We start from the raw sequence: 13,142 nt of genomic DNA, 5'->3' as shown, positions 1-13,142 counted from the left end.
TGTTTTTATCATAGATGAGAAATAAAGTAGTGAACCAACCAAAAAAATATTTTCAGTTTGGCTTAACTAAAACATTTCCCTGCAATTATTTAATGACCGAAAAAGAAAGACTAATTGTAGTGACAAATGTAGAGGAGCTTAACAGTGAAAACTATGAGCGACTACTCACCGCAGGCTTTCGTCGTAGTGGCGAACAGGTTTACCGCCCTCACTGCAGTGATTGTAAAAGTTGTGAGTCAATCCGTTTACCAATAGATGAATTTACTCCGTCAAAAAGTCAAAAACGCATTAATTCTATAAATAAAGATTTAACTCTTCGAGTAGTTAAGTCCCCTCGCCCAGAATATTTCAGTTTGTATCAACGCTACATTGATACCGTCCATAAAGATGGTGCTATGTACCCTGCTAATTACGAGCAATACGAAAGCTTTATTTTCAGCTCCAGGGTTGATCAACTTTTTATTGAACTTTACTTAGAAGATGAACTCGTTTCTGTTGCGGTTTGTGATAACTTGCCTTTTGCCCTGTCTGCGCTGTACACGTTTTTCGATCCAACTTTATCAAAGCGTTCATTAGGAAAGTTTTCAATATTAAAACAAATAGAATTAAGCAAAAAAATGCATAAAAAGTTTTTATATTTAGGCTATCAAATTGATGAATGCGCCAAAATGAACTACAAAAACCAATACTTTCCGCATGAACGCCTTAAAGATGATCAATGGCAACGTACAGAAAACAAGCAAGCTCTAGTTCAAAATACACAAAAACATCCAAATAAATAGTGGTTTACCTTTACAATCACTTCACTTTTGGGCATTATCTCGGCAGCAAAATTTTATAGTACAATTTATAGAGGTTTAACGCCCAATGGCGAAAGAAGAAAATATTGAAATGCAAGGTACGGTATTAGATACACTACCTAATACTATGTTCCGTGTTGAATTAGAAAACGGTCACGTTGTTACAGCTCACATCTCTGGCAAAATGCGTAAAAACTACATTCGTATTTTAACTGGCGATAAAGTTACTGTTGAATTAACGCCTTACGACTTATCAAAGGGTCGCATTATTTTCCGCGCCAGATAATAGTTACTTTAAAGGTGATCGGTTATCTAAATCAATCATCTTAAAAATATAAGAATTTAAAAGCCCTGCTAAAATAGCAGGGCTTTTTTTTACTTCATGGATGATGGAATGCAAACTGCCATGGAGTGTTACCACGTCAGGCAAGAGACAAAACCTGTAGTTGGACCGGACTTATTCAGACGTTATACAAGTACCGTCTGCCTGCCTTTTTTAGAAAACCAAATCATCATCAATGGCGCAAACATTAGCATAAGTAATGCTACTTGTTCGCTGATTGTGATAGGTACCATTTGAACTAAACCAACCAACAGCGCTGCACCACTCATTTGCATAAATCCGAGCAGTGCTGACGCTGTACCGGCTTTATCGCCAAATGATGCTAATGCTTGTCCTGCACACGTTCCCATAACTAAAGAGAAGCCAACAGAACTTAACATTACAGGAAACATAAATGCGATAGGTGTATGTAAAGACTGTAACGCGAGCATTAATAAGCCACCACTAAATAATGTGATCAATCCTAAACTTATCGTACGAGCAGCTCCTTTACGAATTAATATCTTAGGTGCTGTGACACAGGCAATGATATTGACAACCGCATTTAAACTAAACCAAAAGACAAATTCATTTTGACTCAATTCAAGCTCAATCATTAACCAAGCAGGCGAACTGCTCACATAGGCAAGAATCACTCCCATCGCAATCATGACGACGATGGCATGAAATAAAAACACTTTATTGGTAATAACACTTTTATAGCGTGATATTTTAAATGGGTTTATTAAACGTCTTTGTTCAACCGGCGTTCTATTACTTTCAATTAAATAATATGCGATGAGCAAACCAGCCACAATGGCGTATAAAATCATAAATACAAAATTACTTTGCCAATTAAATGTTTGAGTTAACCAACTCCCAAGAATTGGCGCTAATGCTGGTATGCAGCAAATTAAACCATTTAAATAGCTATACATTACACCACTTTGAATGGCATCGAACTTATCTCTAACGACAGAAAACGCAGCTACAGCAACTGCACAGGTGCCAAATCCCTGCATTAGTCGTGAAAACAGGTGTAATTCAATAGATGAAGCATAAACCGTTAATAATGATGATAATGCATATACCGCTATGCCTATAATCGCGACAGGTTTACGGCCATATTTGTCGGTTAAAGGACCAGTAAATAATTGCCCCAAGCCCATACTTAACATAAAGATGGAAATACTCCATTGCATGGTTGGTAAGGAAACAGAAAAGTCACTTGCCATAAGCGGTAACGCTGGTAAAAAAATATCAATGGCTAAAGGACTAAATATGACCATTAGCATTAATACTGGCAGCATTTTAAGTTTGTGCATGAAGAAACCGAGAAAGAAAAAGGAATCATATTATATAGCAAAACCGACTCAAATTTCATTAACTGCATTTTATTGTAAATAAAATGTAAAAAACCAACGTTAGATACTTATTCGTATTGTTTATAACTAGTTCCTTCCGTAAAGAGATAGGAACGTGTAACTAATTAAACGCTTTAAGTGCATGCTTCTGCATTAACTTAATAATTTTAAGCTGGTATTAAGCGCTAACATTGTTAACTTGATTGCCTATTAAACAGATTGTTAGCGCATTTTTGCCATGTTCCTTTCAACTCACAACATGCATAAACAATGAATAATATGACTTTACCCTTACAAACGTTTTTTACTGATCATTTTATTTACCATCAACGCATAACTACTCAAAACAGCACTATTCTATTAGCGCGACAGGGGTTAAGCGTTAAAAAAACTTCTTGCAGTTCGTAACCATAACAGGCAGGTTATGTGCATAATTTGTGAATAATCGATGAATAATTAGTATGGTGTAATGGTCTATGCAAAAATTGAAGAATACTAAGTTACCAAGTTTAAGCGATGCGTTTATCCCTATTTTTGTATTGATAATATTGCTTTCAACTGCCGTTAAGTATTTTGGTGATAACTCTTCTTATGGACCTAATCAAATCGCTTTGTTACTTAGTATGGGCGTGGCAATCGTAATTGGATTTAAAAATGGTTACTGCTGGACGTCAATAGAAAAAGCCATAGTAAAAGGTATTTCTTTATCCTTAGGTGCTGTATTAATTTTACTTACCGTAGGTTCACTAATTGGTACTTGGCTATTATCAGGCACTGTGCCAACGATGATTTATTATGGATTACAAATATTATCGCCACAATGGTTCTACCCTGCTGCGTGCATTATTTGTGGTGTTGTTGCAATGAGTATCGGCAGTTCATGGACAACAGCCGCGACCATAGGTGTTGCTTTGATCGGTGTCGCTCAAGGGTTAGGGTTATCAGCTGAGATAACTGCAGGCGCGATCATTTCTGGTGCTTATTTTGGTGATAAAATATCACCTTTATCTGAAACGACAAATTTAGCTCCAGCGGTAGCAGGCAGTGAGCTGTTCTCTCATATTAAATATATGTTTTACACCACCATTCCATCGATAGTTACTGCATTAGTACTGTTCACGTTCCTTGGTTTGTCTGAATATAGCCAAGTGGCAGACAAAGATATTGGTGTTTTAGGTCAGCAACTTTTGAACAACTATAATATTGGCATCGAAAACTTATTTCCGCTGGTTATATTAATTGTTTTAGCAATTAAAAAAGCCCCAGCTTTCCCTTCCGTTGCCATTGGTGCACTGGCTGGCGTGCTTTGTGCGGTCATGTTTCAACAACCTTTAATAGTGACATTAGCGGATCCTTCAGCAACAAGCCTTAATGCAAACTTAACTGTTATTTGGACAGCACTATTTGATGGCGTGACCATTAAAACCGCCAATGAAGGATTAAATAATTTGTTAAGTGGTGGTGGTATGTCGAGCATGCTTAATACTGTTTGGTTGATCATCTGCGCGCTAAGTTTTGGTGCCGTATTAGAACACTTAGGCATGTTACAAACATTTTTAAACGCCATTCTAAAATCAGTAAAATCAACCGGCAGCCTTATCGCAAGTACGGTAGCAACATGTATAGGTACTAATGTAGTTACGGCTGATCAATATATGTCAATTGTAATGCCAGGAAGAATGTTTAAAGAAGAGTATCAAAACAGAAACCTACATCCACTGGTATTAAGTCGAACCCTTGAAGATTCAGGTACTATCACTTCACCACTGATCCCTTGGAACACCTGTGGTGCTTATATGTATAGTGTTTTATTGGTTAATCCACTGGATTATTTGTTTTATTGTTTCTTTAATATAATTAACCCAATCTTAGCTGTAACTTATGGGTTTATCGGCTTTAATTTAAAAAAGCTGTCTGTTAAACAAATAAATAATCTGAAACAGTCTTACGCTTAATTGCAATATTACATTGCACACCTACTATTAATGATAATAAAAGCTCGGAGTTTGAAATGAATAAATTACAAGATAATTTATTGACTACCCTAAAGTCATGTTTGTGCCCTCCCGGAGATGGTGTTTATACGGTAAATACTGCAAAAGAACGAAAACAAAAGTTGCAGAAAACCATTTTCCCAGGAGCAGAGAATGTAGATACAGCTTGGAAACAATCACTTGAAACCCTACCAGAAAGTGACAATGCCGTAATGTTAGGTATCGCTTCAGATTGTGGAGGTGGTATTTTAAGAGGCGCAAGCTGGGGGCCTTTATTTTTACGTGCAACCTTGCATGAACAAGGTTCAAGGCTTAACTACTTTGATATGGGTGATGTTAGAGTGAATCCGCATTTACTGCATGACAAATATTTGAATGATCCAACCATCAGCAATTGTCGCAATGCCTTTTATCAAGATGACTCGGCAAAATACCCAGTTAGCCCATTATCTCTAACCGAGTTGGTCGCTGAAGACTTCTATGCTGCCTATCCTAATAAAGGTTTATTTGGTATTGGTGGCGATCACTCAATTAGTTATCCTTTAACCAAAGCATACCTTAAGGCCAAGCAGCAACAAGGTAAAAAAGTGGCGATCATCCATTTTGATGCACATACAGATTTGTTGGTTGAACGTCTTGGCATCGATTTATGTTTTGGCTCTTGGTGCACTCATATATTAAAATACTTGCACAACCCTGCTCACTTAATTCAAATTGGTATTCGCTCCAGCGGCAAACCAAAGTCGCACTGGGAAGGGGAATTTGGCGTAACTCAACATTGGGCTAAAGAAGTACAAGAGCTTGGCGTTGAGCAAATCATCTCAACGATTTTAAGGCAATTAGATAATGATAATATTGATGAACTTTATGTTAGCTTTGACATAGATGCCATAGATTCAAGTTTTGTCTCAGCAACAGGTACTCCAGAGCCTGATGGGCTAACTCCTGATGAAGCTATGGATATTTTAAAAGCTTTAGCTGCTAAATACCCAATTACTGGTGCCGACATGATGGAAATAGCGCCTTTTACCGATACAAGTGGTGAAGGTATAACAAGTTCACAACAAACATTAGCAGTGGGCGCAGACTTGTCAGCATTCCTACTAACTAAAATGTCAGAAAATTAGCCCTATAAAATCTAGAAATCATATCCCGTTTATTAAAGGGATATGATGAGGTTTACTGCGCAGGAAATTCATTCCCTGAACCTGTGTGAGGATCACCAAACGGCTGTTAAGTACCAAAAGCGGTTATAGGGATTTATCTGAAATGATACCCAATGGTCAATTCAAAAATACCAAGTCCCTCTCTGTTCTCAATATACTTATAGTTTGATTGTACTGACCAACGACCTGTAAACCTGTATGTTGCCCCTATTCCAATAACAACTGAATACTTAATATCCGTTTCAGATAAGTCATCTACCGTATCATTACTATCGCACCATTTCTGACCAAAGAACAAACCTTTAGATTGGCATTCCTGGACATCGATATCTTCATCTGAATAATTAATTCCTGCAATTAAATTCAGGAATAACTTGTCATTTAAAGGGTAGTTAAATTGACTTTCAACTTGAAAAAAACGTCCTTTATAATCAACTTCTTGCCAACCACCATTATTATCTGTACTAAACCCGCCACAACTATAGCAATCAATAGGTGTTGGAAAAGAAAGTGCATAACTTAAAGAAGAGTTATAGTGATATTTAAGTTTTGCAATTAAAACATCTTGTGAAGTTCCAACATCATGACCTGATAGTTTAAAGTCATTTAATTGAATATTTCCTCCACCTAGTTCTATAGAAAAATGTGAATCTAAGGGTAAAACATCTGAGGAATAAACTTTACAGCTAAATAAAAGAAAGGCTAATAGTAAATTTTTCATAAACATCCCTGTATTTGTTGTTGCTGTTTCAAGTTGTCTCAAGATTTAAAACATTAAGCGTCTGTGAATTCGCTAAAAGCAGTCTTCCAAGACCACAGTAACTTATTGATTTACAATAACATCAAGTAAAGGGGTGATACAAATAGAATTATTTTTCTGAAGGAACAATGAATAAAAAAAATAAAAGGGACCATCAGGTCCCTTATGAAATGTTAGAGCTTTGTTGTAATAATTTGAGGTTATTGAGAGACAAGCTCTTTTTTGGGCTCAACCGTAACACTCAACGTGTCTGATTTTTTATTTACACAAACTTTTGCCACACCACCTTGCATTAAATCACCAAACAGAAGTTCGTTTGCGAGCGGTTTTTTCAGTTTCTCTTGGATTAGTCTAGCCATAGGTCTTGCACCCATTGATTTATCATAACCATGGTTAGCTAACCAGGTTCTGGCCTGTTTAGACATTTCTAACGAAACACCTTTGCCATCCAATTGCACTTGTAGTTCAACAATAAATTTGTCAACAACCTGTTCAACCACTTCATTCTCTAAATGATTAAACCAAATAATTGAGTCGAGACGATTTCTAAATTCAGGCGAGAATACGCGGTTTATTTCGCTCATAGCGTCATGACTATGGTCTTGTTGTTTAAAGCCTATAGATTTACGCTGTGTTTCTTGTACGCCTGCATTTGTAGTTAATACTAATACAACATTTCTAAAATCAGCTTTTCGACCATTATTGTCAGTTAACGTACCGTGGTCCATTACTTGTAATAAGATATTATAAATATCTGAATGCGCTTTCTCAATTTCATCAAGTAATACCACTGAATGCGGGTGTTTAATAACAGAGTCAGTCAGCAAACCGCCCTGTTCGAAACCTACATATCCAGGAGGAGCACCAATTAAACGGCTAACTGCATGTTTTTCCATGTATTCAGACATATCAAAACGTAACAGTTCAACACCCAACTGTTTGGCTAATTGCTGTGTTACCTCAGTTTTACCAACACCGGTAGGGCCTGAGAATAAAAATGAACCAATCGGCTTTTCATCAGCGCCAAGCCCTGCTCTGCTTAATCTGATCACCGAAGTTAAACCATCAATCGCTTCATCCTGACCAAATACAACCATTTTCAAGTTGCGGTCAATATTCATCAAGTTATCTTTTTCAGTGGAAGATACCGACTTTTCAGGAATACGGGCAATACTGGCAACAATTGCTTCTATATCACCAATATTTATTACTTTCTTACGTTTAGTAGCAGCGACAATTTGTTGCTTAGCGCCAGCTTCATCAATAACATCAATCGCCTTATCAGGTAAAAATCGATCATTGATGTATTTAGCAGAAAGCTCTGCGGCAGCCCTTAACGCTTTGTTAGAATATTTAACACTATGGTGTTCTTCATACTTTTCTTTCAAACCCATTAATATCTTTGTGGTTTCATCAATACTAGGTTCATGAATATCAATTTTTTGGAAACGACGAGCCAAAGCCCTGTCTTTTTCAAAAATTGTTTTAAATTCTTGAAAGGTGGTTGAGCCCATACAGCGCAGTTTACCTGATGACAAAAGCGGTTTTATTAGGTTTGAAGCGTCCATCATGCCGCCTGATGCAGCACCAGCGCCAATGATAGTATGAATTTCATCGATAAATAAAATCGCGTGCTTGTCTTTTTGTAACTCTTTTAATAACGCCTTAAAACGTTTTTCAAAATCACCACGGTACTTTGTACCAGCCAACAATGCGCCCATATCTAAAGAGTAAATGGTTGCATCAGCCAACACTTCTGGCGCTTTCTTTTCAACAATTAATTTGGCTAAGCCTTCAGCAATTGCGGTTTTACCAACGCCTGCTTCACCAACGAACAATGGGTTGTTTTTACGTCGACGACTCAACACTTGTACAGCTCTGTTTAGTTCATTGCTGCGACCGATCATAGGGTCAATTTCGCCTTTAACGGCTAATGCATTCAAATTATCAGCGTAAGCATCAAGATTTTTAGATTCATCTTCTGGCGTTACTGGTTGTTCTAAACTTGGACTAACCTCTTCCGGCTGCAAGTTTTTCGCAATACCATGGGAAATATAATTAACAATATCAAGTCGAGTGATTTCAGACTTTTTAAGGAAATAAGCAGCTTGAGATTCTTGTTCACTAAAGATAGCGACTAATACATTAGCGCCATTAACCTCAGTTTTACCTGATGATTGAACATGAAAAACAGCACGTTGTAAAACTCTTTGAAAGCCTAATGTTGGTTGTGTTTCTCTATCTTCATCACCTTGAGGAATAACCGGGGTTGTTTCTCCAATAAAGTTTAGAATTTCCATTTTTAACTTGTTGATGTCACCACCACAAGCATTTATAGCATCAACCGCTTCCGGGTTTTCTAATAGCGCTAACAACAAATGCTCTACCGTCATAAACTCATGGCGAGAATCTTTCGCCTGACGAAAAGCTAAATTTAACGAAATTTCCAAATCTTTATTCAACATAGGCACACTCCTGACACTCTATACTTCTAAACTAGTACTAACACGGGGAAAAACCAATATTTTTCTGAAACTATTTTTGCCTTTGTTATACCTTTTCCATGGTACACATCAACGGATGCTGATGTTCTCGGGCATAACGACACACTAAATCAACTTTTGTTTCTGCCACTTCGGCACTAAAAATACCGCAGCTTGCTTTACCTTTATAATGTATTGTCAGCATGATGTCAGTTGCTTGATCACTGTTCATGCCAAAAAACTTACTTAATACATCTACAACGAAATCCATCGGTGTGTAATCATCATTTAATAAAATTACCCGATACATAGATGGACGCTTAAATTTTTCTTTTTCGATTTCCAGCGTCTGCAGATCGCCTTCGAGCTCTTCTTTACCCTTGCCCATACTCAAATAATAGCCTTAACTTTGTGTTCTGTAGAATTCTTTTTGTAAAATAAATGTAAAAAAATCCAATGATTTAACTTGACTATTCTACAAAATTATCTAAATTTTTATAAGTGACTAATTTTTAGACACTAATTGTTGATATTTATTGCAAATAATTAAAAACGAAGTATGAATTGAATTTAATCATGCTTATGCCAGTAAATATAACAAATTACCGATTCATAAAGAAGGAAGTTAGTAATATGGCAAACGGTACAGTGAAATGGTTTAACAATGCCAAAGGTTTTGGTTTTATTTGTCCTGAAGAAGGTGGTGAAGACATTTTTGCTCACTACTCAACAATAGTAATGGACGGATACCGAACTTTAAAGGCAGGTCAACACGTTGATTATGAGCTTAATCAGGGCCCTAAGGGACACCATGCTGCAAGCATAAAACCAACAGACTGCGAATAACACATTAAGTGTGCAAACAAAATCAACACCTAAGGGTGTTTTTTTTGTTTCAGGGATGAAATAACTTAGAATTGCCAGGGATGGCATGAATTCTGTAGTGTCTGGAAATAATTAACTTAGAATTGTTAGGGATGGTTTAATTTCTGTTGCACGCTTAAAACAACAATGCCACATACATCGCTGTATGTGGCATTTTAATATTACTTAATAATCGTTAAATAATTACGATTAAAGTGCGCTTAACGCAGCATTAAGTGTTGCACTTGGACGCATTGCTTTTGCAGCCAATTCAACATCTGCTTGGTAGTAACCGCCAATGTTGTTTTCAACACCTTGAGCTGAGTTTAATTCATCAACAATTTTAGCTTCGTTTTCAGTTAACGTTGCTGCAAGTGTAGTAAATTTCGCTTTAAGCGCTGCATCAGTATCTTGAGCGGCTAATTCTTGTGCCCAGTACATAGCAAGGTAGAAATGAGAACCACGGTTATCAATTTGACCTACACGACGCGCTGGAGATTTGTTTTCAGCTAAGAACGTCGCAGTAGCAGCATCTAAAGTATCAGCAAGCACTTGTGCTTGTGGGTTATTAGCAAAGTTGCTCACGTGCTCTAAAGACGCAGCTAATGCTAAGAACTCACCTAATGAATCCCAACGTAAGTAGTTTTCTTGTTCAAACTGTTGAACGTGCTTAGGAGCAGAGCCACCAGCACCAGTTTCAAATAAACCACCGCCGTTCATTAATGGCACGATTGAAAGCATTTTAGCTGACGTACCTAATTCTAAAATTGGGAATAAATCTGTTAAGTAATCACGTAATACATTACCTGTTACAGAGATAGTATCTAAACCATCTTTAGCACGTTGAAGTGTTACTTTAGTTGCGTCAGTTGGTGCTAAAATTTGAATATCTAAACCCGTTGTATCGTGCTGTGGCAAATAAGCATTTACTTTTTTAATCATTTCAGCGTCGTGTGCACGGTTTTCATCTAACCAGAAAATCGCTGGTGTATTTGATAAACGAGAACGGTTTACAGCAAGCTTAACCCAATCTTGAATTGGTAAGTCTTTAGTTTGACACATACGGAAGATATCGCCAGATTCAACATTTTGTTCCATAAGAACAGTACCAGATGCGTCGATAACTTTAACCACACCATCAGCTGCCATTTGGAATGTTTTATCATGAGAACCATACTCTTCTGCTTTTTGTGCCATTAAACCAACGTTAGGTACAGTACCCATAGTTGTTACGTCAAATGCGCCATTTTCTTTACAGAAAGCAATTGTTTCAGAATATAAGGTTGCATAACAACGATCAGGAATTACAGCTTTAGTATCTTGCTCTTCGCCAGCAGTGTTCCACATTTTACCGCCGCCACGGATCATTGCAGGCATTGAAGCATCAATGATTACATCTGAAGGTACGTGTAAGTTAGTAATGCCTTTATCTGAATCAACCATTGCCATAGCAGGGGCATCAACATACACAGCATCTAAATCAGCTTTTATTTCAGCTTGTAATGATTCATCTAAAGAACTAATTTTTGCGTAAACATCACCAATACCATTATTAACATCAACACCAAGGTCTGCAAATACTTCAGCGTGCTTATCGAAAACAGCTTTGTAAAATACTGATACACATTGACCAAAAATGATTGGGTCAGAAACTTTCATCATTGTTGCTTTCATGTGTAAAGAGAATAAAACACCCTGTGCTTTTGCATCAGCAATTTGCTCAGCTAAAAATGCTTGTAATGCTTTTGAGTTCATTACTGATGAATCAATGATCTCACCAGCTAATAGCGGCGTAGAAGCTTTTAATACATTAACTGTACCGTCAGTAGCTGTGAATTCAATTTTAACATCAGTTGCGTCAGCAACAGTTACTGATTGTTCGCTACCATAGAAGTCACCGCCACTCATGTGTGCAACGTGAGACTTTGAATCTTTTGCCCAAGCACCCATACGGTGAGGATTATTTTTAGCAAATTGCTTAACAGAACCTGGTGCACGACGGTCAGAATTACCTTCTCGTAATACAGGGTTAACTGCTGAACCTAATACTTTAGAGTACGCAGCTTTTATTGCTTTCTCTTCATCGTTTTTAGCATCTTCAGGAAACTCAGGTAAGGCATAACCTTTAGCTTGTAGTTCTTTGATCGCTGCTTGTAATTGTGGAATTGAAGCACTGATGTTAGGTAACTTAATAATATTAGCTTCTGGTGTTTTAGCTAAATCGCCTAACTCGGCAAGTGCATCGCCAATACGTTGCTCTTCAGGTAAAAACTCTGCTAAGTTTGCAATAATACGACCAGCTAAAGAGATATCTTTAGTAGTCATTTCAATACCAGCCGGAGCAGTAAATGCTTCAACAATTGGTAAAAAAGAATGAGTTGCTAATGCAGGTGCTTCATCGGTAATGGTATAAATGATTTTTGAATTATCAGTTGTCATTTCAATTCCTATAGTATGCTTACCACTTAACTGTGGTCTAAGTCTTATTGAACCATCAACTTTTATTAAAGAACTTTAAAAAAACATCAATGGATACGGGTATTAATCTAATCGCGCAGTAGTATATCAGCATGTTATTGATTAAAATAGTCGTCATAGGGCTATATACCATTCATAATATTTATACTTGGTATTTATTTAATAACTACCCTGTAACTATAATCCAAATACATTGTTAATAAGAGTTTGTAATTGTCTAATTTAGAAAATAAAAACAGCCGAAATCAGCTAAAATCAAATAACAAACAAGCCCAACAAAAGCGTAATAGGCCAAGTACTGGTGCGTATAAGAAAGCGAGTTCTTTCAAACAAAAAGCCAAACCAGTAAAGCTTGATACAGGCCCAACAAAGGTGGTTATATTTAATAAACCGTTTGATGTTCTTACCCAGTTTACTGACGATCAAAAACGCAAAACATTAAAAGATTATATTGATGTTCCTCATGTATACGCGGCAGGTAGATTAGATAAAGACTCTGAAGGCTTACTAGTATTAACCAATGATGGTAAATTACAGCACCAATTAGCCAATCCTAAAAACAACAAAAGTAAAATTTATTGGGTACAAGTCGAAGGTGCACCAAGCCAAGAAGCAATTAACGCTTTAATTGAAGGCGTTGAACTTAAAGATGGGTTAACTAAACCGGCTAAAGTTAAAGTCATTAACGAGCCATCAATTTGGCCACGTTATCCCCCTATACGTGAACGCAAAAACATCCCTACAACTTGGCTCGAAATGAGTATTAGTGAAGGTAAAAACCGTCAGGTACGTCGTATGACGGCTCATATTGGTCACCCTACTCTACGTTTAATACGCTATTCTGTAGGTAAATATACATTAAGTGACCTAAAGCCCGGTGAGTACCGAATCGTATAATCTACCATTAATAT

Annotated in this window: 11 protein-coding genes; 6 read left to right on the top strand and 5 right to left on the bottom strand. The window is 37.0% G+C overall.

The features are described 5' to 3' along the window. Positions 1 to 14: 14 nt before the first annotated feature. Positions 15 to 782, top strand: a complete 768-nt coding sequence (locus RI845_RS09195; RefSeq protein ID WP_348389440.1) for an arginyltransferase — start codon at positions 15 to 17, stop codon at positions 780 to 782. 85 nt (positions 783 to 867) lie between these two features. Next, positions 868 to 1,086, top strand: coding sequence for a translation initiation factor IF-1 (gene infA, locus RI845_RS09190; RefSeq protein WP_011043571.1), 219 nt, complete (start codon positions 868 to 870; stop codon positions 1,084 to 1,086). 182 nt (positions 1,087 to 1,268) lie between these two features. Here infA and RI845_RS09185 read toward each other — a convergent pair whose 3' ends face one another. After that, the gene (locus RI845_RS09185; RefSeq protein WP_348389439.1) at positions 1,269 to 2,447 is read right to left on the bottom strand and encodes a multidrug effflux MFS transporter; all 1,179 of its coding nucleotides are present in this window, start codon (positions 2,445 to 2,447) and stop codon (positions 1,269 to 1,271) included. Between the two features lie 515 nt (positions 2,448 to 2,962). On the opposite strand from RI845_RS09185, the gene nhaC reads away from it, so the two are divergent. Both nhaC and RI845_RS09175 read left to right on the top strand, forming a co-directional pair. After that, complete coding sequence (gene nhaC / locus RI845_RS09180; protein ID WP_348389438.1) at positions 2,963 to 4,441, top strand: Na+/H+ antiporter NhaC; 1,479 nt, start codon at positions 2,963 to 2,965, stop codon at positions 4,439 to 4,441. Between the two features lie 56 nt (positions 4,442 to 4,497). Continuing rightward, on the top strand, positions 4,498 to 5,607 hold the full coding sequence (locus RI845_RS09175; protein WP_348389437.1) for an arginase family protein: 1,110 nt from the start codon (positions 4,498 to 4,500) through the stop codon (positions 5,605 to 5,607). Between the two features lie 133 nt (positions 5,608 to 5,740). Here the strand turns inward: RI845_RS09175 and RI845_RS09170 are convergent, their stop codons facing one another. From RI845_RS09170 to clpS, 3 genes are all read right to left on the bottom strand, one after another. Continuing rightward, entirely contained in the window at positions 5,741 to 6,367 is a 627-nt protein-coding gene (locus RI845_RS09170) for an outer membrane beta-barrel protein (protein ID WP_348389436.1), read from the bottom strand. A 239-nt stretch (positions 6,368 to 6,606) separates the two neighbouring features. Next, positions 6,607 to 8,871 carry an ATP-dependent Clp protease ATP-binding subunit ClpA gene (gene clpA, locus RI845_RS09165; RefSeq protein ID WP_348389435.1) on the bottom strand — a complete coding sequence of 755 codons (2,265 nt, stop codon included), beginning with the start codon at positions 8,869 to 8,871 and terminating at the stop codon, positions 6,607 to 6,609. An 85-nt stretch (positions 8,872 to 8,956) separates the two neighbouring features. Beyond that, positions 8,957 to 9,277, bottom strand: coding sequence for an ATP-dependent Clp protease adapter ClpS (clpS, locus tag RI845_RS09160; RefSeq protein ID WP_348389434.1), 321 nt, complete (start codon positions 9,275 to 9,277; stop codon positions 8,957 to 8,959). Positions 9,278 to 9,522: 245 nt separating this feature from the next. Here clpS and cspD point away from each other — a divergent pair, with 245 nt between their 5' ends. Continuing rightward, positions 9,523 to 9,735, top strand: coding sequence for a cold shock domain-containing protein CspD (cspD, locus tag RI845_RS09155; RefSeq protein ID WP_348389433.1), 213 nt, complete (start codon positions 9,523 to 9,525; stop codon positions 9,733 to 9,735). Between the two features lie 228 nt (positions 9,736 to 9,963). On the opposite strand, the gene RI845_RS09150 is transcribed toward cspD, so the two are convergent. Next, complete coding sequence (locus tag RI845_RS09150; RefSeq protein ID WP_348389432.1) at positions 9,964 to 12,192, bottom strand: NADP-dependent isocitrate dehydrogenase; 2,229 nt, start codon at positions 12,190 to 12,192, stop codon at positions 9,964 to 9,966. A gap of 252 nt (positions 12,193 to 12,444) precedes the next feature. Between RI845_RS09150 and RI845_RS09145 the strand changes: the two genes are divergently transcribed. Beyond that, positions 12,445 to 13,128 carry a pseudouridine synthase gene (locus tag RI845_RS09145; RefSeq protein ID WP_348389431.1) on the top strand — a complete coding sequence of 228 codons (684 nt, stop codon included), beginning with the start codon at positions 12,445 to 12,447 and terminating at the stop codon, positions 13,126 to 13,128. Positions 13,129 to 13,142: the final 14 nt, after the last annotated feature.

This window comes from Thalassotalea nanhaiensis (genome assembly GCF_031583575.1).
Taxonomy (GTDB): Bacteria; Pseudomonadota; Gammaproteobacteria; order Enterobacterales; family Alteromonadaceae; genus Thalassotalea_A; species Thalassotalea_A nanhaiensis.
Note: the sequence above shows the minus strand (reverse complement) of the source record. Positions and strands in the feature narration are given on the sequence as shown.